This is a genomic window from Streptomyces sp. NPDC041814 (assembly GCF_055590565.1).
This window is the reverse complement of sequence record NZ_JBVJAM010000002.1, coordinates 860,646-886,264: the sequence shown is the minus strand read 5'-3', so window position 1 is coordinate 886,264 and position 25,619 is coordinate 860,646. Positions and strand designations below refer to the sequence as shown.

The following is a 25,619-nucleotide window of genomic DNA, read 5'->3' as shown; positions in this document are numbered from 1 at the left end:
CCACCCGATGCCGCAACCACCGACGACCGCGGAGGTTCAGCCTGCTCAGAATGGAGCCACGATGTCCCACCAGGAAACCCACGACGTCATCGTCATCGGCGCCGGCGCATCCGGACTGACCGCGGCCACCTTGCTGCACGCCGCCGGCCGCGATGTCATCGTTCTGGAGGCCCGGGCCCGCGTCGGCGGCCGCCTGCTCTCCGTCCCCACCGCTCACCCTGAACGGGCCCTCGACCTGGGAGCCACCTGGTTCTGGGACGGCGAGGAACGCGTACGGACCCTGACCGCCCGCAGCAACATCGTCACCTTCGACCAGCACCTCGCCGGTGACACCGTGCTCCAGGAAGCCACCGGCACCCGCCGTCTCACCGGCAACCTGATCGACGCACCGTCACGCCGTTTCGCCACCGGAGCGCAGAGCCTCGCCACCGCCCTTGCCGCCGGACTGCCCACCGGGGCTCTGCGCCTGGCCACACCCGTCACCGCCGTCCAACCCGTCGGCCAAGACGGCGGCCTCGACGTGCTCACCCCCGCCGGCAAGCTTCACACCGGGCACGTCATCCTGGCCGTCCCCCCAGCCCTCGCGATGCAGCGCATCGACTTCCACAACGGGTTCCCCGCCGATCTCGTGCGCCTGGCCCAGTCCACCCCGGTGTGGATGGGCGCTGCCGTCAAGGTCGTCGCCCACTACCCGACCGCGTTCTGGCGCCAGGACGGACTGGCGGGTGCGGCGTTCAGCAGGACCGGCCCGCTCCAGGAGATCCACGACATGTCCGGGGCCGGCGGCGAGCCCGCCGCGCTGTTCGGCTTCGCCCACGCACGCACCGTCCGCCCTGGCTTCGAACAGGCCGTTACCGCGCAGCTCGCCCGGCTCTTCGGCCCGGCCGCCGACTCCCCCCTCGCCCTGCACGTACAGGACTGGAGCACCGAGGAGTGGACCGCCCCGCCCACCGTGCAGCGCCTCGCCGACTACTCGCTCTTCGGCCACCCCCTCTACCAGCGACCGGCTCTCAACGGCCGCCTGCACTGGGCGACGACCGAGACTGCCACCGATTACGCCGGACACATCGAAGGCGCCCTGGCCGCCGGACAACGTGCAGCGCGGACCGTCCTCGCAGCCACCGACGCGGACGACACCGCACTGGGCGCCACCGCCCTCAGCAGGTAGGCCACCAGCCGGACGCCTCACAGAACCCGTACGTCTCGCCACGTCCAGCCATGCGCTCCCCGGCACTGTCCGGCTTCCTCACACACCAGGAGAAAGATGACCAACGCCGCACCCACCGCCCCGGGACTCATATCCGACCCCGCCCAGGCACAGCGGCGGATCCTGCGCGTCCTGGTCTCCTCCCAGATCCTCAGCGGCGCGGGACTCGCCGCCGGCGTCACCGTCGGCGCGCTCCTCGCCCAGGACATGCTCGGCACCACCAGCCTCGCCGGGCTGCCCAGCGCCCTGTTCACCGCCGGCTCCGCGCTCGCCGCCGTCACCGTGGGCCGCATCTCCCAGGCCAGAGGCCGCCGCCCCGGCCTCGCCGCCGGCTACCTCACCGGCGCCGTCGGCTCGGCCGGCGTCATCACCGCCGCCGTCCTGGACAACCCCGCCCTGCTGTTCATCGCCCTGTTCGTCTACGGCGCAGGCACCGCCACCAACCTCCAGGCCCGCTACGCCGGAGCCGACCTCGCCCCACCCGGCCACCGCGCCCGCGCCGTGTCCACCGTCCTGGTCGCCACCACCCTCGGCGGCGTCGCCGGACCCAACCTCGCCGCCCCCGCAGGCACCCTCGCCGAATACCTAGGCATCCCCCACCTCGCCGGACTCTTCGTCATCTCCGGCGCCGCCTACGCCCTGGCCGCAACCGTCCTCGCCCTCTGGCTGCGCCCCGACCCGCTGCTCCTGGCCCGCGCCGTCGCCCGGGCCGAGGAAGCCGACACCGCGGCCGGTCCGGCCACTGCCCACGCCGACGACACCGGTGTGGGCACCGGCGGCGTGGTCCTCGGCGCGCTGGTCATGATCCTCACCCAGCTCGTCATGGTCGCGATCATGACGATGACGCCGGTCCACATGCACGACCACGGCCACTCGACCGCCGCTTCCGGCCTCGTCATCGGCATCCACATCGGCGCCATGTACCTGCCCTCACCTCTGACCGGCCGGCTCGTCGACCGCTACGGCCACATGAAGATCGCCGCAGCCTCCGGCATCGTCCTGCTGGCCGCCGGCGTCCTCGCCGCCGCAGCCCCTGGTGACTCCGTCGCACTCCTCGCCCTGGCCCTGGCCCTGCTCGGCCTGGGCTGGAACTTCGGCCTCGTCTCCGGCACCGCGATCATCACCGACACCGTGCCCCTCGCCACCCGCGCCAAGACCCAGGGCCTGGTCGACGTCTCCATCGCCATCGCCGGCGCCACCGGCGGCATCACCTCCGGCATCATGGTCGCCGCCACCAGCTACCCCGTTCTCGCCCTCACCGGCGGGGCCCTGGCCCTCGCCCTGCTGCCGGCCGTCGCCGCCACCGCCTACCGCCGATGAGCCCGATGAACCCGGGGTCCCCCGCACCGGGCATCACCGTCGACGGCACCGGCCTGCTCTGCGTCACCCTCCTGCTGCGCCTGCGCAAGGAGATCGACGGCGCCGAGCCGGGCACCGTCGTCCACATCGTCGCCACCGACCCCGCCGCCCCGCTCGACCTGCCCGCCTGGTGCCACATGACCGGCCACCACTACCTCGGTCCTGCCCCCGACGACGAACGGCCGGTGTATGTACTGCGGATCGCCGCCGGTGCCCACCCCACCCGAGCGGACGCCCCCTGGCACACAGATCACCTGGAGGGCTGACAGCCCCCTTCACCTCGGCAGCTTGGCCGTGCGCTCCGGGTGGGCGACGGTGACGTAGTGCATGGCGGTCTTCTCCGTGATCCCGAAGAGCCTCATCAGCCGGAGAGGGTCGGCGGCTTCGGCGGTTTGGTTGAGGATGCGGTCCTGGCGCAGGCCGACCAGGGTGAGACCTGTGGGCAGATGCGCCTGCGACGGATACGCCGCAGCCCTCCGCAAACCTCGTTCTCCCGCGATTGCGCGCGACCCGCACGACGTCCTCGCGGAACTTCTCCGGATACGGCTTCGGCAGTACAACATCCGTCCAGGCCGCCTCTCAGCACGTCAGGTCAGGTGCCACCTGTTCGTACAGCAGTCCCGTCCTCGCGGAGGCGGCATCCCGATGCGCGGGTTGAGAAGTGGTTGGGTACGAACGGGACATGGATCCAGCGCTGCGGTACCCACCCGTTACAAGGCGGCCGAAAAGCTGAGCGGCAAGGTCGCGCTGATCACGGGCGGGGACTCGGGCGTCGGCAGGGCCGTTGGCCGTGATGGACGCGCGTGAGGGAGCGGACGTGGCCGTGGTACACCAGCCGCAGGAGCAGTCCGACGCGGAGGAGACCCGCCGCGCGGTGACGCGGGAGGGCCGCAGGTGCCTGTTGCTCTCCAGTGACCTGGCCGGGGCATCGTTCTGACGGGAGGTCGTCGAGCAGACTGTGCGCGAGCTGGGCGGGCTGAACATCCTGGTGGACAACGCCGCTCATGCGAACAGCCAGCTGGATCTGTCGCAGCTCTCCTACGAGGACTGGCACCGTTCCTTCGCGGTCAACGTGTACGCCTACTTCCACCTGGTGCAAGCCGCCCTCCTGCATCTCAAGGCCAACGGACGCAGCTGCAGCGCTCCCCGCGGGAGGCGACCCTGATTGGGGAGCGAGGCCCACGGACTCGTCCGGAGGACCATGCCGATGCGGTGGAGAGCCGGACGGGGTTCCTGCGGAACGGATGCGATCGATGTCCGGATCGTGCCGCGTGCATTCCGGTCCCACCGTCGGAGGCCCCCGGTGTCCGGACACGGCCAGCCCGGATGCCCCGCGGAACCTATGCCCCGAACTTTCGGCTGCGGGAATTCGACATTGGCCTCCCCGGGTTCATCATCCATCCAGGCGACGCCGTCGGCGCCGGTCGGCGTCCCGACACCATGCGATCGATCGACTGTTGCCAGGGCCCTGTCGGCGGTGACGGCCTGAATCCCGTCTGCTCGGGCTGCGGGGCCGAAGTGGCCACTCGACAGGCAGACTGCTACACCCAAGACCTGGTGGTGCTCGAGCCCGCCGCAGTCTGCCTCTCCTTCACAGACGACTGATCATGCGACGAGTTCCCAAGCCGAACCCGTCCACTTTCGGCGCCACCTCGCACGGGACCGCCGGAACATGAGCGTTCTACCGAGGGACTCCGAACCGTCTTGCGAAGTGCGGCCCTTGCGCGGCGAGGCGCGAGGTCCGCACCGGGCATCCGCCCCGCACCATGGCCTGTCGGGGATCGTCCCTTGTTCGCTCGCCTCCGAGTTGACGGGCCGCCAGGTTGGGTGCGCCTGACTACCCGGACGATTCTCTCCTTGCGGGGTCCTGTGCGGTCCGGCCGCCGAGTTGCACGGCTCGCGTTCCGCCCATGGCCCCACACGCGCTCCCACGGGGTGCTGGTTTCGGGCATATCCGTCGGGCCCGGCACCCTGCGGTATCTGCTCTCCACGCGGGTCGCGACCACGTAGCCGGCGCCGCCCACCCGAGTGCGGAATCGTTACTTTCGGTCCCCGGCACCCCGTGCCCTCCACCCCGCCCCATGGGCACCGAACAATGAAAAGAACTTCTTCTTATAAATTACCCTCGTGCGCCCCCCTTACCGTGCTGGCCAAAATACGCCGTTCACTCATTCACGGCCCCTCACATCCGCTGCTACTCTGCGAACCCCCTATTCGGATGCAATGGAGATTCTCCGCATGGAAGATCGACCCGATACAGGGTCGCTGCCGGCGAATGCGTGGACCCTGGGCGCGTCCGCCCGCGAGTGTCTCCGCTATGCCGCGTACCCAATTCTGCTCCTGTCCGCAGTCTTGCTCTTCACCTCGGTTCTGCGCTTCGGCTGGGACCGGGGCCGGGCCGTCCAGCTCTTCCTGATCGGCACCATCGTCTACCTCGCGGCGCTGGAGCGCCTGATCCCGCACCGGGCCGACTGGCACCCGGGCGGCCGGGAACTGTGCTGGTACGCAGCCTATTTCGGGTTCACCATGGTTGGCGCCGTGCTCGGCCAGTCGGTCGTCGCGGCCGTTCTGGCCGCGACCCCCGTCACGGGACCTGAGCTCGCGCTCGGAGCCGAGGTACCCCTCGCTCTGCTGGCCTCCTCACTGACCGGCTACCTCACCCACCGCTGGGCGCATTCCAATCGGTGGCTATGGAAGGTGCACGGAATTCATCACGTCCCGGGAAAAGTGAACGTCGCCAATAACGGCGTCAACCACCTACTGGATGTCGCCTTCAAGCAGGGCGCGGTCCAATTGACCCTGGGATTCCTCGGATTCTCTGCCGACTGCCTTTTCGCGGTGGCTCTCTTCACCCTTGTCCAAGGCTATTTCGTGCACGCGAACGTGGACGTCCGACTCGGTCCGCTCCACCACGTCCTGGCCAGCCCCGAGCAACACCGGCTGCACCACAGCGCCGACCTGGCCGAGGCCGGTCACTTCGGCGTGGACCTCTCGGTCTGGGACCGCTTCTTCGGCACTTTCACCTGGCGACCGGACCGCCGCCCGGTGATCGTCGGTGTCAGGAGCCCCGCCACGTTCCCGGAGACCGGCTCGATCGTCGCCAGCCTGCTCCACCCCGTGCGCCGCCCGTCCCAGAACGCGTAGTCCCCCGTACCGCTCGCACCCGCTCCGTACCGCGACCTCCCCGCCCCGTACCGCGCCGTACCGGCGTGGTGCCCCCCCGTACGCCCCCGCCCGGCCCGCCGAGGCGTCGTCTCCACCGGATTGGAACATGACGGACTCACCCAGCGCCGCCCACCGCGACAAGGTCGCCATCATCGGCATCGGCTGCCGGCTCCCCGGACACGCGGGTGACCACCGGTCCTTCTGGCGCAATCTGATCGAAGGCCGGGACTGTCTCGTCCCCACCCCGGCGGACCGGTACGACACCACGACCCTCGGCAGCCGCGACCGGGCCAAGCCGGGCCGGCTGACCGGCGGCCGGGGCGGCTACATCGACGGCTTCGACGAGTTCGACCCCCACTTCTTCGGGATCAGCCCGCGTGAGGCCGAGCAAATGGACCCGCAGCAGCGCAAGCTGTTGGAGGTCTCCTGGGAGGCGCTGGAGGACGGCGGGCAGCGGCCCGCCGAACTGGCCGGGCGGGACGTCGGCGTCTTCATCGGCGCCTTCACCCTGGACTACAAGATTTTGCAGTTCGCCGACCTCGGCTTCGAGACGCTGGCCGCGCACACCGCGACCGGCACGATGATGACGATGGTCTCGAACCGCATCTCGCACTGCCTCGACTTCCGCGGCCCCAGCGTCTCGATCGACACGGCGTGCAGCTCCTCCCTGGTCGCGGTCCACCTGGCCTGCCAGAGCCTGCAGCGCGGCGAGAGCGAACTCGCCCTGGCCGGAGGCACCCTGCTGCACCTCGCGCCGCAGTACACCATCGCCGAGACCAAGGGCGGCTTCCTCTCCCCCGACGGACGCTCCCGCGCCTTCGACGCCTCCGCCGACGGCTATGTACGGGCCGAGGGCGTCGGCGTCGTGGCGCTCAAGCGACTGTCGGACGCGCTGCGCGACGGCGACCCGGTGCACGCCGTGGTGATCGGCAGCGGGGTGAACCAGGACGGACGCACCAACGGCATCACCGTGCCCAGCGCCGACGCCCAGGCCACGCTCATCGAACGGGTCTGCGCCGAGGCGGGAGTGACACCGGGCAGCCTTCAGTACGTCGAGGCGCACGGCACCTCCACCCCCGTAGGCGACCCGATCGAAGCGCGGGCGCTGGGCCGGGTGCTGGCGCAGGGCCGGGCGCCCGGGGCGCGGTGCTATGTCGGCTCGGTCAAGACCAACATCGGACACACGGAGGCCGCCGCCGGCGTCGCGGGCCTGATCAAGACGGCACTGGCGCTCCGGCACCGCCGCATCCCACCGCATCTGAACCTCGAACAGCCCAATCCCGCCATCGACTTCGCCGCGTTGCCCTTCGAAATCCCGACCGCACCGGTGGACTGGCCGGAGCACGAGGGACCCGCGCGGGCGGGCGTCAACTCCTTCGGCTTCGGCGGCACCAACGCCCACGTCCTGCTGGAGGAGGCGCCGCCCCGCCCGCCGGAGGAGCCGCGCACGACGGCCCGGACGCCCGCCCGCTCGATCCTCCCGCTGAGCGCCCGGCACGCGTCGGGCCCGGCCGAACTGGCCGCGGGCCTCCGCCGCGAACTTGCCGCCGGGGTGCCCCTCACGGACCTCGGGCACACCCTGGCCCACCGTCGCCAGCACTTCGAGGAGCGCCTCGCCGTCGTCCACTCCCCCCTCGGCCCGCCCGGCTCCCTCGACGAGGTACTGGCCGCCTGCGAGCGCGGGGAGCAGCACCCCCAGGCCGTGCAGGGCCGCCTACGGGAGCCGGGGGCGCGGCGGCTGGTGTGGGTATTCACTGGCATGGGACCCCAGTGGTGGGGCATGGGGCGCGAGCTCCTGGACGCCGAGCCCGTGTTCCGGGAGGCGGTCGAGCGCTGCGATCGGGAGGTCCGGCGGCAGGCGGGCTGGTCGCTGCTCGACGAGCTGACCCGGCCCGAGGCGGAGTCCCGGATGGCCGAGACCTGGCTCGCCCAGCCCGCGAACTTCGCCGTCCAGGCGGGGCTCGCGGCGCTGTGGGAACACCACGGGGTGCGGCCGGACGCCGTCGTCGGGCACAGCACCGGCGAGATCGCGGCCTTCCACCAGGCCGGGGTCTACGGCCTGGAGGACGCCGTCCGGATCGCGCTGGCGCGCAGCGCCCTCCAGCACCGGCTCGCGGGCACCGGCGTGATGCTGGCGGCGAACCTGTCCGAGGAGGAGGCTGAGCAGCTGGTCCGCCCGTACCGGGACCACGTGTCGGTCGCCGCCGTGAACAGCCCGGCGTCCGTGACGCTGTCCGGGGACCGGGACACCCTCGCGGAACTCGCCGGGCGGCTGGAGCGGGAGCAGGTCTTCGCCCGGTTCCTCGACGTCGAAGTGCCGTACCACAGCGTGCGGATGGACCCGATCGAGGACGAGCTGCACGAGGCGCTGGCCGGGATCGCGCCGCGCGCCGCCGGTCTCCCGCTGTATCTGACCGCCCGCGAGGGGTGTGCTCGGGGGCCGGAGCTGGACGCCGCGTACTGGTGGGAGAACGTCCGGCGGCCCGTGCGGTTCCGTGCCGCGGTCGACCGGCTGGTCGACGACGGGTACACCCTGTTCCTGGAGATCGGTCCGCACCCGGTGCTCGGCCACTCGATCCGGGAGTGCCTGGAGGGCCGGGCGGTCGAGGGGGTGACACTGCCGTCGATCCGGCGCCGGGAGGACGAGCCCGAGCGGTTCGCCCGCTCCCTCGCGGAGCTGTACACAGTGGGCGTCGACGTGGACTGGTCGGTGCTCCAGCCCGCGGGGCGGCCGGTGCCGCTGCCGGGCTATCCGTGGCAGCGGGAGCGGTACTGGGTGGAGCCCGCGCCGGTGGAGCAGATCCGGCTCGGCCGGCTGGACCACCCGCTGCTCGGCCGGCGGACCTCCGCGCTGCAGCCGACCTGGGAGAGCCGCCTGGACACCGAGCGGCTGCCGTACCTGGCCGACCACAGGATCGAGGACAGCACGGTCTTCCCGGCTGCCGGGTACCTGGAGATGGCCGCGCAGGCGGTCCGGGCCCTGACCGGCGGCGACACGGCGACCCTGGCCGACGTCGAGTTCTCCCGGGCCCTGTTCCTGCCTGACGGCGAGGCGACGACCGTCCAGCTCGCCTTCGCGCCGGAGGAGGCCGGGTTCACCATCGCCTCCCTCGCCGGTTCCGGGACCGGGGCTCCGGACCGTACGGTCCACGCGAGCGGGGTCGTCCGCACCGGGCAGCCGCGCCGGCTCGCGGAACCGCTGGACACGGACGCGGTACGGGCGCGGGCGGGGCGCCGGCTCGACCGGGAAGCGTGCTACGGCGAGCTGGCGGCGCTCGGCTACCACTACGGCCCGGCGTTCCGGGCGATCGACGAGGTGTGGACGGCGCCCGGCCAGGCGCTGTCGCTGATCCGGCCCACCCCGGGCATGGGCGACGGGGCCGCGGAATGCCATGTGCATCCCGTGCTCCTCGACGCCTGCTTCCAGACCATGCTCACCGCGATGACACCGGACGACAGCCGGTCCGCCGGGATCCGGCTGCCCGTCGGCATCGCGGAGCTGCGGCTGGACGCGGTCGGCGACCGGGCCCTGTGGGCGCACGCGACAGTGACCGCGGAGAGCGACGAGGAACTGGTCGGCGACCTCGCCCTGTACGCCGAGGACGGGACGCCGCTCGGCCGGATCAGCGGCTTCCGCGCGACGGCGGTGGACCGGGTGGCCTCCTCGGTGAAGCTCAGCACCATCGACGGCTGGCTGGCCGAGATGGTCTGGGAGGAGGCGCCCACCGAGGCACCGGAGGACGGCGGGACCGAAGAGGGGACCGGGGATGGTCCCGACGGCTTCCCCGCACCCGACCTGGTGGTCTTCGCCGACGAGGGCGGGCTCGGCGCGCGGATGGCCGAGGCGGTCGTGGCGCGTGGCGGGCGGTGCCGGCTGGTCCGTCCGGGCAGCCGATACCGAAGCGGGGCCCGGCACATGACCGTGCGACCCGATTCGGCGGCCGATCTGCGCAGGCTGTTCGACGAAATCGGGCCGGGGTTCGGAGCCGTGGTCCATCTGTGGAACCTCGATCTGCCCCCGCTGGACACGGTCGGCGCGGCGGACCTCGACGGGATCGGCACGGTCGGCGGCTACTCACTAGTCCTGCTCGCCCAGGTGCTGCCCGAGGCGTGCCCGGAGGGGCGCCTGCACATCGTCACCCGGGGCGCCCAGGCGGTGGTGCCGGGCGAGCCGGTGGAGCCGTTCGGCGCGCCCGCCTGGGGCATCGGCCGAGTGCTGTGGCAGCAGGAGCTCACCGGTCACAGCGGCAAGTTGATCGATCTCGACCCGGCCGGGGATCCCGGCGAGGCCGAGGTGCTGCTGCGCGCGCTCACGGCGGACGACGGCGAGAGCGAGATCGCGCTGCGGTCCGGGCGGCGACACCTCAGCCGGCTGCGTCCGCCCGCGGGGCTGACCCGTCCGCTGCCCTTGCGGCTGCGCACGGACGGCGCCTATCTGGTCACGGGCGCGTTCGGGGCGCTGGGGCGGCTGCTCTGCCGCACCCTGGTACGGCGCGGGGCGCGGCGCCTGGTCCTGCTCGGCCGCACCGGCGTGCCGGAACGCGGCGCGTGGCAGGGGCTCGATCCGGGCGGCCCCGAGGGGCGGCGGGCCGCGTTCCTGCGCGAGCTCGAAGCGCTCGGCGCAGAGGTGCACGTCGCCGCGGTGGACGTGACCGACGCGGCGGCCATGGAGGGCTGGCTGTCCGAACGCCGGGCCGCCGGGCTGCCGCCGTTGCGGGGGGTGTTCCACCTCGCGGGACAGGTGCGGGACGTCCTGCTGCCGTCGTTGGACCGCGAAGCGTTCGACGCGGGCTACGGGCCGAAGGTGCATGGCGGGTACCTGCTGCACCGGCTGCTGCGCGACGAGCCGGTCGAGCACTTCGTACTGTTCGCGTCGGTCGCCTCGCTGCTGACCACGGCCGGTCAGGTCAACTACGCGGCCGGGAACGCGTTCCTGGACGCGCTCGCCCATCACCGCCGGGCGCTCGGAATGCCCGCGCTCAGCCTGGACTGGGGGCCGTGGGCCACCGGCATGATCGAGGAGCTCGGGCTGGTCGCCCACTACCGGGACGCGCGCGGGATGAGCTCGCTGGCGCCGGAGGCGGGCATGGCGGTCCTGGAGCGGGTGATCGGGCAGGACCGGGCCCAGTTGCTCGTGGCCGCGGTGGTGGACTGGCCGGTGTTCCTGTCCTGGTATCCCACCCCGCCGCCACTGGTGTCGGCGCTCGCCGCCGCGGCGGCGCGGGAGGTCCCGGCGGGGCAGGGCGGCAGTCTGCTCGACGCGTTCCGCGCCGCCGACGAGAGGGCGCGGACGGCATTGGTCGCCGAGCGTTTCGCGGCCCTCGCGGCGGGTGTGCTGAGGGTGCGGCCGGAGCTGGTCGACGCGGACGCCCGGCTCGGCTCCCTCGGTCTGGACTCGCTGCTCGCCATGGAGCTGCGGGCCCGGACCCACACCGAGATGGGGGTCTCGCTTCCGGTGGTGGCGCTGCTCAGCAATGGGCCGGTGATCGAGCTGACCGAGCGGCTGCACGCGGGGCTGACCGAGCTCGCGGCGGCCGGGGGTCCGGTGGCGGAGACGGCGGTGGAGTTGTTCACCGACGAGGCGTGCTACCCACTCACCCACAACCAGCAGGCCCTGTGGTTCCTCCGGCAGCTCAACCCGGACGGCTTCGCGTACAACATCGGGGGCGCGGTGGAGGTGCGCGCGGAGCTCGACCCGGAGCTGCTGTTCGATGCCTTCCGCACGCTGATCGCCCGGCATCCGAGCCTGCGCGTCAACATCACCACCGAGGACGGGCGTCCGGTCCAGCGGGTGCGGCCCGAGGCCGTCGCCGACACCGGTCTTCTCGATGTGTCCGGGCTGCCCTGGGACGAGGTTCGCGCCCGGCTGGTGGCGGAGTACCGCAGACCGTACGACCTGGAGCGGGATCCTCTGGTGCGGCTGCGGCTGTTCCGACGGGCCCCGGACCGCTGGGTGCTGATGAAGGCGGTCCACCACATCGTCTCGGACGCGATCTCCACCTTCACCTTCATCGAGGAGCTGTTCGAGGTCTACCACGGGCTGCGCACCGGCGGGCCGGCGGAGCTGGCCCCGGTCCGGGCCCGCTACCTGGACTTCCTCAACCGGCAGAACCGCTTTCTGGCCGGGCCCGAGGCGCGGCGGATGCTGGAGTACTGGCGGGAGCACCTGCCGCGGGAGGTCCCGGCGCTCGAACTGCCCACCGACCGGCCGCGCCCGCCGGTGCAGACCGACAACGGCGCCTCCGAGTTCTTCCAGCTCGACGACGAGCTCAGCGCCCGGGTGCAGACGCTGGCACGGGAGCACAACGTCACCGTGTTCACGGTGCTGCTCACCGCGTACTACCTGCTGCTGAACCGCTGGTCGGGGCAGGACGAGATCGTCGTCGGCAGCCCCGTCACCGGCCGCACCGAGGAGGAGTTCGCCACCGTCTACGGCTACTTCGTCAATCCGCTGCCGCTGCACGTGAGCCTGGCGGGGGAACCGTCGGTTGCCGAGCTGCTGGGCCGGGTGCGGGACACCGTCCTCGGGGGCCTCGACAATCAGGAGTACCCGTTCGTGCTGCTCGTGGAGCAGTTGGGCCTCCCGCACGACCCGAGCCGCTCGGCGGTCTTCCAGGCGATGTTCATCCTGCTCACCCACAAGGTGGCCGTGGAGCGCTTCGGGTACACCCTTGAGTACATCGAACTCCCCGAGGAGGAGGGGCAGTTCGATGTCACGCTGTCCGCGTACGAGGACCGGTCCGACGGGCGCTTCCACTGCGTGCTGAAGTACAACACCGACCTGTTCGACGCGGCGACGATCCGTCGGATGGCCGCGCACTACCGCAACCTCCTCGACGGCCTGACCCGCGCGGAGGGCGAGAGCCCGGCGGGACGGCTGCCGATGCTGGGGGCCGGGGAACGGGAGCGGATCGTTACCGGGTTCGGCGGGGTCGGCCGACGGATCGACCACGACGTGCCGGTGCACGAGCTGATCGGGAAGATCGCCGCGCAGCACCCGGAGGCGGTCGCGGTGTCCGTGCCGGGCGGGCGGCGGCTCGGCTACCGGGAGCTGGACCAGCGCTCGCGGCGCGTGGCTGCCTCGCTGCGCGAACGCGGCGTCGGCGCCGGGACGGTGGTGGCGGTGCGTCTCGCGAAGTCGCCCGAGCTGGTGATCGCGCTGCTCGCGGTGTGGCGGGCCGGGGGCGCCTACCTGCCGCTGGACCCCGACCACCCGGCGGAGCGGCTGGCCGAGCTGATGGAGAACGCCGGGGCCACTCTGGTTCTGACCGACGGGCGGCGGGGCCAGGCGGCCCGGCTGCCGGGACAGCCGGTCACCCTCGACGAGCTGGACCGGCCGGGGGCCGAGGAGCGGCCGGAGCCGGCCGTGGGCCTCGACCAGACGGCCTACGTGATTCACACCTCGGGTTCCACCGGCCGCCCCAAGGCGGTGCGGGTCAGCCACCGCAACCTGGCCTCGGTGTTCGTCGCCTGGCAGCAGGAGTACCGGCTGGACACCGACGCCCGGGTGCACCTGCAGATGGCGGGCGTCTCCTTCGACGTGTTCACCGGAGACCTGGTCCGGGCGCTGTGTTCGGGCGGGATGCTGGTCCTCGTCGACCGGGACCTCCTCTTCGACACCGCACGGCTCTACCGGACCATGCGCGCTGAGGGCGTGGACTGCGGCGAGTTCGTGCCGTCGGTGGCGCGCGGGCTGCTGGCGCACTGCGAGCGGGAGGGGCTGGGCCTGGAGTTCATGCGCCTGGTGATCGTCGGCTCGGACGCCTGGCGGGCGGGCGAGCACCGGAAGCTCGTCTCGCTGTGCGGGCCGGGGACCCGGGTGGTCAACTCGTACGGGCTGACCGAGGCCACCATCGACAGCGCCTACTACGAGGGGCCGGCGGAGGGGCTGGAGCCGGGCCGGATGGTGCCGGTCGGCCGGCCGCTGCCCAACAGCGAGCTGTACGTCCTCGACCGGCACGGCGAGCCGGTGCCGCCGGGGGTGGCCGGTGAGCTGTGGATCGGCGGCGCCGGCGTTGCCGACCGCTACCTGGGCGATCCGGAGCGGACGGCCGAGCGGTTCGTGACCCTCGAACCGGGCGGCGAACCCGTACGGCTGTACCGGACGGGAGACCTCGGGCACTGGGACGCGGAGGGCGTGCTGCACCTCCTCGGGCGGGCCGACGGGCAGGTGAAGGTGCGCGGCCACCGGGTGGAGACCGGGGAGATCGAGGCACGACTCGCTGCCCGCCCCGATCTGGCGCAGGTGTGCGTGACGGTACGGCGGGACGAGACGGGCGAGAACGTGCTGTGCGCCTACTGCGTGCCCGCGCCGGGCGCGGTGGTCGACACCCGGGAGCTGCGCCGCCACCTCGCGGAGCAGCTGCCGACGTATCTGATCCCGGCGCACTTCACGGAGCTGTCCGCGCTGCCGCTGAGCACGAACGGCAAGGTCGATCTCGGCGCCCTGCCGGAGCCGCGCGCGGAGGCGGGACCGGAGAGGTACGAACCGCCGGTGACGCTGTACGAGACGCGGATGACGGCGCACTGGCGGTCGCTGCTCGGGCTGGAGCGGCCGGGGCTGCGGGACGACTTCTTCGAGGCGGGCGGCAGTTCGATCAAGCTGATCGAACTGATCCACCACCTGCGGACCGAATTCAACGCGTCCGTGCCGGTCGGGCGGCTGTTCCGGACCAGCACCCTGCACGGCATGGCCCGCACCCTGGAGGACGTCGTCACCGGGCGGCTGCCCGGCGCCGAGCCGTACCTGTGGTTCAACCCGGGCGCGGACCCGGCGGCGACGGTGTTCTGCCTGCCGCCCGCGGGCGGGCACGGGCTGGTGTACCGGCAGCTCGCGGCGCGGCTGCCCGAGCACCGCCTCGCCGCGTTCAACTACCTGTCCGGTCCGGACAAGGCGGCCCGTTACGCGGATCTGGCCGAGGAGCTGCACCCGGGCGGGCCGTACACGCTGTTCGGTTACTCTCTCGGCGGCAACCTCGCGTTCGAGATCGCCGGGGAGCTGGAGCGGCGGGGCCGCGCGGTGGGCCTCGTGCTGATCATGGACTCGTACCGGATCGCAGAGGCCGTCGCCCTCGGCGAGAAGCACCTGGCCGAGTTCGAGGCGGAACTCGCGGAGCACCTGCGGCGGCACACCGGTTCCGAGATCATCGCCCGGGAGACCGTGGAGCAGGCCCGCGAATACCTGGCGCACTGCGGTGCTCACCCGTCGCTCGGTGTGCTCGACGCGCCGATCGCGGTGATCTCCGACCAGGACAAACTGCTCCGCTTCGCGGCGGACGAGCCCGGCAGCTGGCACGGGGTCACCGCCGGCGGGTGCACCGTACGCGAAGGGCACGGGCAGCACGCCGAGATGCTCGACGGCCCGTTCCTCGACGGGAACGCGGAGCTGGTCCGGGCGCTGCTGGCGGGAGGTGCCGCGGATGGGCGTGCGTGACGGCGGGCCCCATTGGGAGGCCCGGCCTCCCGGCGGGCGGCCCCGGGTGATCATCATCGGCGCGGGCATGTCGGGTCTGGCCGCCGGCTGCTACGCGCAGATGAGCGGGCTGGAGAGCCGGATCTTCGAGAAGCACGTGCTGCCAGGCGGCTGCTGCACCGCCTGGGCTCGCCAGGGCTACCTCTTCGACTACTGCATCGACTGGCTGATCGGCACGGCACCCGGGACCGGAGCGAACGACGTGTGGCGCGAGCTCGGGGCGCTGGACGGAAAGCGGATCACCCACTTCGACCAGTTCAACCGGGTGGTGACGGAAGACGGCCGGTCCGTCACCTTCTACAACGACCCGGACCGGCTCCAGAAGCACCTGCTGGAGATCTCGCCCGGCGACGAGCGCCTGATCCGGGCGTTCTGCCGGGACCTCAGGCGCTTCGCGGGGCTCGCCCCGCGCTGGGAGCTGAAGCCGCCGCCGCTGAAGTCCCTGACGGAGAAGACGCGAACGCTGCTCGCGATCCTGCCGGCGTTCCGGCTGTACTGGCGCACCGCGGCCACGCCGATGCGCCGGTTCGCGGACCGCTTCGAGGACCCACTGCTGCGCCAGGCGTTCCCCAACATGTTCCTCCAAGAGCTGACCGGCTTCCCGCTGCTCCCCTTCCTCTTCACGATGTCCTGCGCCTTCAACGGCAACGCGGGCTTCCCTGAAGGTGGTTCGCTGGGCCTGGCCCGGTCGGTGGAGGAGCGTTACACGGGCCTCGGCGGGCACATCGGCTACCGCGCCCGGGTGGAGCGGATCCTCGTCGAGAACGGGCGGGCGGTCGGCGTACGGCTGCGGGACGGGCAGGAGCACTTCGCCGACCATGTGATCGCCGCCTGCGACGGACCGACGGTGCTGGACCGGCTGCTGGAGGGGCGGTGGAGCAGCCCGCGCACCGAGCGGCTGTACACGGAGCTGCTGGACCGGCCGGACAACCTGTACCCGGCGGTGGTCTCCGCGTTCGTCGGGATCGACGGCCCGCTGCCCGCCGGTGAGCCACACAGCACCACGTACCTCCTCGGTCCGGAGCGGGGCGCGGCGCTGCCGGGGAGCCTCCAGCACAGCCTGGTGGTGCAGCGGCGGTCCGACTACGCCGACGGCTTCGCGCCGGCCGGGAAGTCGGTGCTGCACTGCACGTACTTCACCGACCACCGGTCCTGGCAGGATCTACGAAAGGCGGACCGGCGGGCGTACCGGGAGCGCAAGCAGGAGGTCGTCGACTACCTGCGGGGCTTCCTGGCCGAGCGTCATCCGGGCCTCAAGGAGCGGATCGAGCTGGTGGACGTGGCGACGCCGGCGACGACGGAGCGGTACACCGGCAACACCTACGGCAGCATCCTGGCCTGGAAGGCGTTCTCCGAGGCCGACGACGTGTCGACCGCACTGGTGGACCGGGACCGGATGCGGCTGCCGGGGCTGAGCGGCTTCTCGATGGCCGGGCAGTGGACCGGGATGGGCGGCCTGATCCGTGCCGCGACCAGTGGCCGGTACGCGGTCCAGTTCCTCTGCGACGAGCTCGGCCGGGATTTCCGGGCCTGGCCGAGCGAGGGTGCCGGGCCGTGGCATCCCGGGAAGCTGGGCCGACTGCCACGACTCGAACAGCGGGGCAACGCCGGGAACGCGGCGGTGGCCGAATGACCAGGAAGACCATGCTGATCGTCGGCGGAGGGCTCGGCGGCCTCTCCACCGGCTGCTACGCCCAGATGAACGGCTATCGCAGCAGGGTGCTGGAGATGCACGAAATCCCGGGCGGCTCCTGCACCGCCTGGGACCGGGGCGACTTCACCCTCGACTGCTGTGTGAGCTGGCTGCTCGGCAGCGGGCCGGGCAACGAGATGCACCAGATCTGGCTGGAGCTCGGCGCCCTCCAGGGCAAGCGGATGCGCAACTTCGACGTGTTCAACACGGTGCGCGGGCGGGACGGGCGAGCGGTCCACTTCTACTCCGATCCGGACCGCCTCGAAGCGCATCTGCTCGCCCTCTCCCCCGGCGACGCCCGGGTGATCCGCGACTTCTGCGCCGGGCTACGAACCTTCCGCAAGGCACTCGCCCGCTACCCCTTCCTCACCCCGGTCGGGCTCATGGGCCGCCTGGAGCGCTGGCGGATGCTGGCGTCCTTGGTCCCCTATTTCAACGTGATCCGGCGTTCCATCGGCACGCTGATGCGGGACTATTCGCTGCGCTTCCGGGACCCGCTGCTGCGCGAGGCGTTCAACTTCATCCTGTACGAGAAGCATCCCAACTTCCCCGTGCTGCCGTTCTACTTCCAGCTCGCGGCGCACGCCGACGCCTCGGCCGGTGTCCCCGAAGGCGGCTCGCTGGGCCTGGCCCGCTCGGTCGAGGAGCGCTACCGAGGGCTCGGGGGCGAAGTCATGTACAACTCCAGGGTCGTGGAGATCCTGGTGGAGAACGACCGGGCGGCCGGGGTCCGGCTGAGCGACGGCACGGAGCTGCGGGCGGACATCGTGGTCTCCGCCTGCGACGGGCGCACCACCCTCCTCGACCTGCTGAAGGGCCGCTACCTCACCGACACGTACCGGGAGCTGTACACCCGGACCATCACGGAACCCGACATGGTCTTCCCCGGCTACCTCACGGTCTTCCTGGGGCTGCGCCGGCCCTTCCCGGACGGCGAGCCGTGCACCACGTACCTCCTGGAGGACGCGGTCGCGAAGCGGCTCACCGGCATCCGGCACCCCAGCGTCAACGTGCAGTTCCGCAGCCGCCACTACCCGGAGCTGTCGCCGCCGGGTACCTCCGTGGTGTACGCCACGTACTTCTGCGACATCGCGCCGTGGCGGGAGCTGAGCACCGGTCCCGAACAGTTCACCCGGATCCGCCGCGGCGAGGAGCTGCACACGCTGCCGGTCGGACGTGGGCGCGAGTACCAGCGGGCCAAGCGGCAGGTCCGGGACACGATCGTTGACTTCCTCGACGAGCGGCATCCCGGGTTGCGGGACGCGATCGCGGTGCGGGACGTGTCCACTCCGCTCACCCAGGTCCGCTACACCGGCAACTACGACGGCACGGTGCTCGGCTGGCAACCGTTCGTGGACAGCGGCGAGACCGTGGAACAGGAGGTCAAGCGACACGGTCCGGGACTGCCGGGGCTCGCGGACTTCTATCTGTCCGGCGTCTGGGCCACCACCGGCGGCCTGATCCGGGCCGCGGCCTCGGGACGGCACGTCATGCACTTCATCTGCCGCGACGACGGGCGGCCGTTCACCGCCGCCGTCGACGACAGCGCCCCTCTCCCCGTACAACTCATCGAACCCGCAGGAGCGACCCCGTGAAGACCGCCAAGTGGATTGTCAGCGAGCACAACGACGGCGTGCCGGACGTGGACAGGATGTACGTGAAGGTGGTGGAGGAGCTCGATACCGACCTGGCCGAGGACGAGATGCTGCTGCGCACGCGGTACGTCTCCGTGGACCCGTACCTCCACGGGATCGCCCTCGACACCCCGGTGGGCGACCACATGGGCGCCGACTCGATCATGGAGGTGCTGGCAGCCGGACCGCGGGCGATGTTCGGCGTCGGGGACCTTGTGCAGGGTTTCGGCGGCTGGCGCACCCACTTGGTCAGTAACGGCGCAGGGGCGCTTTGGCAGACCGGCACGTTCCCGATGGTCTTCCCCGCGTACCGGAAGCTGGACCCGGCCCACTACGACGAGGCGCTGCCGCTGAGCACCGCGCTGGGCATCCTCGGCGGGGCCGGGATGACCGCGTGGGGCGCCCTCACCACCTTCCTGGCCGTACGGCCCGGCGACACGGTCCTGATCAGCGGCGCGTCCGGCGCGATCGGCACGCTGGCCGGGCAGCTGGCGAAGCGGGCCGGCGCGCGGGTGGTGGGCACGACCGGTTCGCCGGAGAAGGCGGCGCGGCTGACGGCGCTCGGATTCGACGCCGTCGTCGTCTTCCGGCACGGCGGGGACCCTGCGCAGCTCCGCGAGGACCTGGCGAAGGCGGCTCCTGACGGCGTCGACCGGTACTTCGACAACCTCGGCGGGGTCATGACCGACACCGTCTTCACGATGCTCACCGTGGACAGCCGGGTCGCGGTGTGCTGGCAGTGGGCGAGCCAGGTCGGCGGCGAGTGGACCGGGCCCCGGCTGCTGCCGTACATCATGTTCCCGCGCACGACGATCCGCGGGATCTTCGCGTTGGAATGGTTCACCGACGACAACTGGGCTGCGCTGCACGCCGAGTTGGGGCCGCTGGTGCGCGCCGGCGAGATCCGCTACCAGCAGACCCTGCACCACGGCTTCGACTCCATTCCCGCCGCCTACCGCAGCCTGTACACCGACCGCGCGGCGTCCTTCGGCAAGGTGCTGGTCGAGCTGTGAGGCGCAGCCACACCCGGGCGCTCACGGAGGGCCCGAGCCCGGCCGACGCGCACGAGCCAGTCCTGCCGTACCCGGACGGCTGGTTCTCGGTGGCGTTCTCCTCGGAGGTGGTACGGGGGGCGCTGCTGACCCGGCCGCTCCAGGGCGAGGACGTGGTGCTCTACCGGCTCCGCGATGGCGAGGTGCGAGCGGTACGCCCGTACTGCCCGCACCTGGGGGCGCACCTCGGGCTCGGCGCCCTGGAGGGCGACGAACTGCTGTGCCCCTTCCACCGCTTCGCCTTCGGCCCGGACGGCGCCTGCACGCGGACGGGGTACGGCACGCCCCCGCCGCCGTCCTCGGATCTGACCCTGCTTCCGGTGCGCGAGGTCGACGGCGCCGTCTTCGTGTGGCGGCACCACGACGGGCGGGCGCCGGACTGGGAGCTCACGCCCTGGCACACGCTCGGGACGCGGGCCCCGCGGTTGGCCGCGTGGGAGATGGCGGGGCACAGCCAGGACGTGGTCGAGAACACGGTGGACATCGGGCACTTCACGCCGCTGCACGGCTGGGGCGCGTCGGAGGTAGCCGAGCCGGCGGTCTTCGAGGGGCGGTCCTTCCGGATCTCGGTGCGCTCCGAGGAGCGGGTGCCCCTGCTGGGCGCGAGTCCGCTGGAGGTGACGCTGGAGGGCAACGGGATCAGCCGGGTGCACGTGTGCACGGCGCTTCCTCGGTTCGGGGTGCGCACCTGTGCCGTATACACGACCACGATGATCGCGCCCGCGGCTTTCCAACTGCGTCAGACGAGCCGCTTCGAGGTGGCCGAGCCGGCCGCCCTCCCGGCCCCGCTGGCCCGCTGGGTGAGCGGCTCGGTACACCGGCTGCTGGCGGGTGTGATGTTCCGGGGCAACTGCGCTTTCGTGTCCCAGGACTTCCCGGTCTGGGCAACGAAGCGGTACGTGTCTCCGCCCCGGCTGGCCCGCGGCGACGGCCCGATCGGCCCGTTCCGCCACTGGGCCCGGCAGTTCTACCCGCCGGACCGGCTGCTGGCGCGGACGCCGTCGTCGGTGGTGCGGGGTGCGGCGGGGGAAGCGGAGAGCAGAGTGACGTAGCCCGGCCGCTCCGAGAAGCCGGGCGGGGTGGAGTGGACCGACGGCGGAGGCGCCAAACTCGCCGAGCACCTGGTCCGGCGCCGGGTGCTGCCCGCGATCGGCCGCGAGGCCGTGCGCCGCATCCTGCACGAGGGGAGAGTCTCCTGACAGGCCAACACCACCTGGAAGAAGTCCAACGACCCGCACCTCATAGCCAAGCTGCACCGCGTGCTGGATCTCTATGATGCTCCGCCCTGCGGACGGCCGACTGGTCTGCGTCGCCGAGTTTGGCCCGCTCGGCCTCCGGCCAGAGCGAGGACGGCTTGGAGATGAGGCTTGCCTTCGGCTCGCTTGCGTTCGTAAAACCGGCGGGACTCATCGCAATGGCGGATGCCGAACGACGCGGAGATGTAGAAGCCTCGTGGGAGGCGGCGGTTGTAGCGCCGTGGCCGGCGGAGATTGCCGGAGTCGCGGGGCACGGGTACGACGCCGCCGAAGCCGGCAAGGCGGTCTGCGGTGCCGTAGGCGGTCATGTCGCCGCCGGTGGCGGCCAGAAACTCGGCGCCGAGGATGACGCCCAGGCCCAGCCTGCTGATGATCACCTCAAAGTCGTGGTGCTCGCGAAACCGGGCCTCGATCGCCTTGTCGGACTCGGGGATCTGCTGGTTGAGAGCCATCACCTCCGCAGCGAGCGTGCACACCACCTGGGCGCCCAGCTTCTCGCCGGGCAGGCTGGTGTGCTGGCGCCTGGCAGCGTCCAATGCTGTCCCGGCCAGCCGGTCGGCGCGCAGGACCTTGCGGTTGCGCAGCCCAGGTCTCGAGCCGCTTCATGCCGGTGCGCCGAAGGGCGGCCGGGGTCCGGGGTCCGGTCAGCAGAATGAGCGGGCCGGTGTCGGTCAGGCCCAGTGCCCGCTCTAGACCGGGGAAGATGTTGGTGAGTTGGGCGCGGGGCCGGTTTCCGGACGGCAGCCTGCTCGACCTCTGACAGAACCTGATGCTCACCCGCGCGCCAGCCCCGTGGACGGGACAACAGGCGTCCCCTCCACCCACCTGCCACCTCGCCCACCAGCTATCCACGGCCCGGACCGACACCCTGAACAGACCCGCAACCTACGACCGGCTGTACGGGCCCATCTGGTCGCAGTCCTACGGATTGCGGGACCACGGCTCCGTCTCGATCAGTTCCGGGAGATCCAGCCGGCACTCGTGTTCGCGGCCCAGCCCTGAGGAGCGCGGCGGTCGGCGAGGGTGGTCCTTATTGGAGTGATCTTGGTGGAGAGTGCGGTATGCCTCCGCTCTCGCTGCCGCACTGGAGACAACCCTTCAACAGGTACAGCGGGAATCACCCGCTTTCCGGAGAAGGGGTTCCTTCATGCACATCGCGAAACGGCTCGCCCGGGCGGCCGTCGTTGCAGGTTCGGCGCTCGTGCTGGTCACAGGGTTGTCGACCAGCGCCCAGGCCGCGTCGGGGCTGTTCTACTACCTGCGGGGCGACAACCAGGCCCAGGTCGACTTCTTCGATCCGCCGAACGACACGTGCATCAAGCTGGACGGCGGCGTGATGCTGGCCACCAACGCCACCGACACGACCGTTGTGCTCTATGCGGGCTCGGAGTGCGAAGGCTACTTCGCCCAGTTGGAACCTGAGCAGCAGGTCGTGTGGGGCGTCTCGGCTCCTGTGCGTTCGATGAAGTTCCACAGCATGTAGCGCAGACAAGCCGACCGCCTCGGGGCGCCGTGAGCGCCCCGAGGCTTGCTTCGGATCTCGCCGGTTGTGCCGGCGAGGACCAACCGGGGCGAGCTCCGGGTTGTCCAGCGGCGGCATCGGGGACGCCCTCGCTGCCACTCTCCTCGTACGACGCGACACTCTGCGCAGGCCGGTCGGCGGCGACGGAGGCATCGAAATCCAGCCCGGGGGGATAGAAAGCGGTCGTGGACTCGGGATCAAGCATGGGCACCCAATAGCGGGCGGCCATGGCGATGTCCCAGAGGGCACGGCCCGGGGCCGCCAAGTCGAAATCGATCAGGGCCGCGGCACAACCGTCGCGGAAGACGACGTTCTCCGGGCACACATGGTTGCGCATCCCGCCGACCAGCGTCTCGTCGCCACCCGTCATGAGGATCACGCTGTCGCCTGGTCCGACCCCGCGCGGGCCGGACCACACACCACATGGATCAGCGTTAACGGGACCCGCCAGTGCAAAACGCCAGATTCGTGTTCGAGCGGTCAGCTGCAGATCGGGCTTGCGTCCGACAGGAGGCCGTCGACGTCAAGGTGTGCTGACCGGACTACTTCCGCGACTGTTGACGATACCGACCGGGGGCCAAGCCGTACTCTCGTTTGAACGCTTTGGCGAAGGCGAATTCGGAGGTGTATCCGGTGCGCTGCGCGACGGTCTGCACCGGCTTGTCGCTGTCCCGCAGCAGTCGCGCCGCCAGCGTCATCCGCCACCAGGTCAGGTAGCCCAGCGGCGGTTTGCCGACCAGCGAGGTGAACCGGCGGGAGAAGGTCGCCCGCGACAGTCCGGCTTTCGCGCCCAGCGCTTCGACCGTCCACTGTCCGGCGGGTTCCTGATGGATATGGCGCAGCGCTTCGGTGATCGCTGGATCGCGCAGCGTCGCGGCCCATCCGGTGGCCGGGCCGTCGTTGGTTTGCTCGTCGAGCCAGGCCCGCAGGATGTACAGCAGCATGATGTCCAGCAGGGCCGATACGACCGCTTCGGTTCCGTGGTCGGGGTTGGCGATCTCGTCGCCGAGCAGGTTGACGGCAGCATGTAGCGGCGTGCGGTGGCCGAGACGTGCCGGAAGGTGGATAACCTCGGGAAGCTCTTCGAACAACGGATGCGGCCGGGTCCGGTCGAGCGTGTACGCGCCGCACAGCAGGACCGTCGTAGCCCTTTCGCCGTCGTCGGCACTGGGCGCTATCTCCCGCAGGGACGCCGAGTGTGCGCCAGTCAGGGGCGTCGATGGACTGTCGGCCAGAGCGTGTCCGCAGCCGTGCGGAAGACACACCACATCGCCCACGCTCAGGGCGATCGCGGCGCCCGTCGGCGGGATCAGCCAGCATGTCCCTTCCAGCACCACGTGGAAGCCGGCCCCGGAGAACGGCTCGGCCCGCACTCCCCACGGAGCGTGCTTGCGGATTTCAGTGGAATGCGGGCGCCCCATACGCATGACGCCGATCGCATCGCTGAGTACATCCATCGTCAGATCGTATCGCGAGGCCGCTACACGCAAGACGATCAGATATGAAACGGAGACGTTGAGCCATGGAGAGCGGCACCTCACCTTCATACGCTGAGTGCGCCAGAGAGATTGACCGATCGGTCTACCAGAAGGGCAGCACATGAGCCTGTACACCGCCGTCGCGACCGCGACCGGCCGCGATGGCCGCGCCGTCAGTTCGGACGGCAAGTTGGACGTCGAGCTGGCCCTCCAGAAAGAGTTGGGCGGGACCGGAGAGGGAACCAACCCCGAGCAGCTCTTCGCGGCGGGCTACGCGGCCTGTTTCGCCACCTCCATGCAGCTGGTGGCGCAGAAGAAGGAGATCGGCGTCTCGGGCATGTCGGTCACCGCCGAAGTCGGTCTCGTCCCCAACGGGGAGGGCGGCTACCAACTCAAGGTCAGCCTGCGGACGAAGCTACCGGACAGCCTGCCCCGAGAAGTCGGTCGCGCGCTCATCGAGGCCACCCATCAGGTTTGCCCGTACTCCAACGCCACGCGCGGCAACATCCCGGTTGAGCTGCTCGCCGAGTAGCCGCCGCCCGCTGAACGCCACCTGGACCGCAACCGCCGGAGTGCGCGGTCCAGGTGGTGTCGTCTTACCCGCCTGCCCCACGGCGTGGGGCAACGCCTAGCGGTCTTGAGACCAGCTCCTTTCGCACCGAGACCCATGTGTACGTTCGGGGGCTCTGTCGCTGATCTTGTGACGTTCGGGGCGTTCGATCGTTTCGGATAGGTGTGTGATTCAGGGGGTTTGCAAGAGGTTCTGCCGCATCTGGCGGATGTGGTGGTCGACTCGGTGCACCGGGATGCGGGCGTGGTTGTGCCGCGCGTGCGGTCTCGCACGCCTTCGGCGCGGTGTCCGGAGTGCGGAAGGCCGTCAGGCCGAGCACACGGCAGGTATGAAAGACGGCTCGCGGACGCGCCGTTGCGCGCTCTCGGTGATGATCGTGGTGCTGATACGACGGTTCAAATGCCTGACTTCCGAGTGCCCAGCAGTCACGTTCGCCGAGCAGATTCCGGGACTGACCCAACCGCATGCCTGGTATACGCCCGTACTGCGAGACCTACTCGGCCGGGTCGCTCAGGAGCTGGCCGGACGTCCGGGTGCCCGGCTAGCCCGGAGGCTGGGCATGGTGACGGCGAAGGACACTTTGCTCCGGTTGCTGCGCACCACCGCGCTGACCAGCCCAGGGCCCGTCCGGGTCCTGGGCATCGACGACTTCGCCCTACTCAAGGGCCACATCTATGCCACGCTGCTGGTCGATCCGGAAGCCCGTCGGCCGATCGATGTGCTGCCCGGCCGCGAGACCGCGCCGGTGGCCCGCCGGCTGGCCCACCCCGACGTACAGATCATCTGCCGGGATCGTGCCTCCACCTACGCGGAGGCCGCCGGGACGACCTTCCCTCAGGTTGTCCTAGTCGCCGATGTCTGGCACCTGTGGAACAACCTGGCCAAGGACGTGGAAAAGACTGTCACCAGCCACTACGGCTGCCTCCACACCGCCCACCGGACCAGGCACCAGCCCGGAGAACCCCAGACGCCGGCGGAACCGGACGACATGCTCGACGTCCGCGTCCGGCCCCGCCGCATTGTGGCGAGGCCGGGCGGACCAGCCTGAGCGGCACGCCCCGGATCGACGCCGACGACAGTCGCGGCATCAACACCATGGTCATACTCTGCCTCGGCCTCGTCCTAGCCGTCCTCGCACTGATCTTCGGCTCAGTCGGTCACGGTGGCCGTCCGAGGCCGGCCGGCACGCGCCGGGCGGTGGTCACCGAGT

15 protein-coding genes and 2 pseudogenes are annotated in these 25,619 nt (G+C 71.1%); 13 read left to right on the top strand and 4 right to left on the bottom strand.

Annotation, left to right across the window (positions count from 1 at the left end; all coding sequences use genetic code 11):
- Positions 1–61 precede the first annotated feature (61 nt).
- From ACZ6C6_RS09205 to ACZ6C6_RS09195, 3 genes are all read left to right on the top strand, one after another.
- Positions 62–1,168, top strand: coding sequence for a flavin monoamine oxidase family protein (locus ACZ6C6_RS09205; RefSeq protein WP_469200647.1), 1,107 nt, complete (start codon positions 62–64; stop codon positions 1,166–1,168).
- A 96-nt stretch (positions 1,169–1,264) separates the two neighbouring features.
- Positions 1,265–2,527 (top strand): MFS transporter, encoded by a 1,263-nt coding sequence (locus ACZ6C6_RS09200; protein WP_469200645.1) that lies wholly within the window; start codon positions 1,265–1,267, stop codon positions 2,525–2,527.
- A gap of 5 nt (positions 2,528–2,532) precedes the next feature.
- Positions 2,533–2,832: a sulfurtransferase TusA family protein gene (locus tag ACZ6C6_RS09195; protein WP_469200643.1), complete on the top strand. Its 300-nt coding sequence runs from the start codon at positions 2,533–2,535 to the stop codon at positions 2,830–2,832.
- A gap of 9 nt (positions 2,833–2,841) precedes the next feature.
- Here ACZ6C6_RS09195 and ACZ6C6_RS09190 read toward each other — a convergent pair whose 3' ends face one another.
- Positions 2,842–3,048, bottom strand: a complete 207-nt coding sequence (locus ACZ6C6_RS09190) for a hypothetical protein (RefSeq protein WP_469200641.1) — start codon at positions 3,046–3,048, stop codon at positions 2,842–2,844.
- A gap of 476 nt (positions 3,049–3,524) precedes the next feature.
- Between ACZ6C6_RS09190 and ACZ6C6_RS09185 the strand changes: the two genes are divergently transcribed.
- The 7 genes from ACZ6C6_RS09185 (at position 3,525) to ACZ6C6_RS09155 (ending at position 20,634) form a co-directional block, all read left to right on the top strand.
- Complete coding sequence (locus ACZ6C6_RS09185) at positions 3,525–3,731, top strand: SDR family oxidoreductase (protein ID WP_469200639.1); 207 nt, start codon at positions 3,525–3,527, stop codon at positions 3,729–3,731.
- Between the two features lie 1,073 nt (positions 3,732–4,804).
- On the top strand, positions 4,805–5,710 hold the full coding sequence (locus ACZ6C6_RS09180; protein ID WP_469200637.1) for a sterol desaturase family protein: 906 nt from the start codon (positions 4,805–4,807) through the stop codon (positions 5,708–5,710).
- A gap of 127 nt (positions 5,711–5,837) precedes the next feature.
- The gene (locus ACZ6C6_RS09175; RefSeq protein ID WP_469200635.1) at positions 5,838–15,164 is read left to right on the top strand and encodes an amino acid adenylation domain-containing protein; all 9,327 of its coding nucleotides are present in this window, start codon (positions 5,838–5,840) and stop codon (positions 15,162–15,164) included.
- Positions 15,151–16,836, top strand: a complete 1,686-nt coding sequence (locus ACZ6C6_RS09170) for a phytoene desaturase family protein (protein WP_469200633.1) — start codon at positions 15,151–15,153, stop codon at positions 16,834–16,836. The genes ACZ6C6_RS09175 and ACZ6C6_RS09170 overlap by 14 nt, the downstream gene beginning before the upstream one ends.
- Positions 16,837–16,847: 11 nt before the next feature.
- The gene (locus ACZ6C6_RS09165; protein ID WP_469200879.1) at positions 16,848–18,491 is read left to right on the top strand and encodes a phytoene desaturase family protein; all 1,644 of its coding nucleotides are present in this window, start codon (positions 16,848–16,850) and stop codon (positions 18,489–18,491) included.
- On the top strand, positions 18,488–19,543 hold the full coding sequence (locus ACZ6C6_RS09160; RefSeq protein ID WP_445066113.1) for an MDR family NADP-dependent oxidoreductase: 1,056 nt from the start codon (positions 18,488–18,490) through the stop codon (positions 19,541–19,543). The genes ACZ6C6_RS09165 and ACZ6C6_RS09160 overlap by 4 nt, the downstream gene beginning before the upstream one ends.
- On the top strand, positions 19,540–20,634 hold the full coding sequence (locus tag ACZ6C6_RS09155) for a Rieske 2Fe-2S domain-containing protein (RefSeq protein WP_469200631.1): 1,095 nt from the start codon (positions 19,540–19,542) through the stop codon (positions 20,632–20,634). Before ACZ6C6_RS09160 ends, ACZ6C6_RS09155 begins: the two co-directional genes overlap by 4 nt.
- 275 nt (positions 20,635–20,909) lie before the next feature.
- On the opposite strand, the pseudogene ACZ6C6_RS09150 reads toward ACZ6C6_RS09155, so the two are convergent.
- Positions 20,910–21,570, bottom strand: a pseudogene (locus ACZ6C6_RS09150) (transposase); the annotation flags it as partial.
- 415 nt (positions 21,571–21,985) lie between these two features.
- On the opposite strand from ACZ6C6_RS09150, the gene ACZ6C6_RS09145 reads away from it, so the two are divergent.
- On the top strand, positions 21,986–22,321 hold the full coding sequence (locus tag ACZ6C6_RS09145; RefSeq protein WP_469200892.1) for a hypothetical protein: 336 nt from the start codon (positions 21,986–21,988) through the stop codon (positions 22,319–22,321).
- Between the two features lie 196 nt (positions 22,322–22,517).
- Here ACZ6C6_RS09145 and ACZ6C6_RS09140 read toward each other — a convergent pair.
- Together ACZ6C6_RS09140 and ACZ6C6_RS09135 are read right to left on the bottom strand one after the other, a co-directional pair.
- Positions 22,518–22,691: pseudogene (locus ACZ6C6_RS09140) on the bottom strand (phosphotransferase); the annotation flags it as partial.
- Positions 22,692–22,902: 211 nt separating this feature from the next.
- Entirely contained in the window at positions 22,903–23,817 is a 915-nt protein-coding gene (locus ACZ6C6_RS09135; protein ID WP_469200629.1) for an AraC family transcriptional regulator, read from the bottom strand.
- 142 nt (positions 23,818–23,959) lie between these two features.
- On the opposite strand from ACZ6C6_RS09135, the gene ACZ6C6_RS09130 reads away from it, so the two are divergent.
- Positions 23,960–24,370 (top strand): organic hydroperoxide resistance protein, encoded by a 411-nt coding sequence (locus tag ACZ6C6_RS09130; RefSeq protein ID WP_469200627.1) that lies wholly within the window; start codon positions 23,960–23,962, stop codon positions 24,368–24,370.
- Between the two features lie 598 nt (positions 24,371–24,968).
- The gene (locus ACZ6C6_RS09125; RefSeq protein WP_469200625.1) at positions 24,969–25,457 is read left to right on the top strand and encodes an ISL3 family transposase; all 489 of its coding nucleotides are present in this window, start codon (positions 24,969–24,971) and stop codon (positions 25,455–25,457) included.
- Positions 25,458–25,619: the final 162 nt, after the last annotated feature.

What these genes read in the sequence shown, in the direction of transcription:
- ACZ6C6_RS09135 (WP_469200629.1), bottom strand. Translation starts at nt 23,817, where the DNA reads ATGGATGTACTCAGCGATGCGATCGGCGTCATGCGTATGGGGCGCCCG.
- ACZ6C6_RS09205 (WP_469200647.1), top strand. Translation starts at nt 62, where the DNA reads ATGTCCCACCAGGAAACCCACGACGTCATCGTCATCGGCGCCGGCGCA.
- ACZ6C6_RS09125 (WP_469200625.1), top strand. Translation starts at nt 24,969, where the DNA reads ATGGTGACGGCGAAGGACACTTTGCTCCGGTTGCTGCGCACCACCGCG.
- ACZ6C6_RS09200 (WP_469200645.1), top strand. Translation starts at nt 1,265, where the DNA reads ATGACCAACGCCGCACCCACCGCCCCGGGACTCATATCCGACCCCGCC.
- ACZ6C6_RS09170 (WP_469200633.1), top strand. Translation starts at nt 15,151, where the DNA reads ATGGGCGTGCGTGACGGCGGGCCCCATTGGGAGGCCCGGCCTCCCGGC.
- ACZ6C6_RS09195 (WP_469200643.1), top strand. Translation starts at nt 2,533, where the DNA reads ATGAACCCGGGGTCCCCCGCACCGGGCATCACCGTCGACGGCACCGGC.
- ACZ6C6_RS09130 (WP_469200627.1), top strand. Translation starts at nt 23,960, where the DNA reads ATGAGCCTGTACACCGCCGTCGCGACCGCGACCGGCCGCGATGGCCGC.
- ACZ6C6_RS09180 (WP_469200637.1), top strand. Translation starts at nt 4,805, where the DNA reads ATGGAAGATCGACCCGATACAGGGTCGCTGCCGGCGAATGCGTGGACC.
- ACZ6C6_RS09175 (WP_469200635.1), top strand. Translation starts at nt 5,838, where the DNA reads ATGACGGACTCACCCAGCGCCGCCCACCGCGACAAGGTCGCCATCATC.
- ACZ6C6_RS09145 (WP_469200892.1), top strand. Translation starts at nt 21,986, where the DNA reads ATGCACATCGCGAAACGGCTCGCCCGGGCGGCCGTCGTTGCAGGTTCG.
- ACZ6C6_RS09165 (WP_469200879.1), top strand. Translation starts at nt 16,848, where the DNA reads ATGCTGATCGTCGGCGGAGGGCTCGGCGGCCTCTCCACCGGCTGCTAC.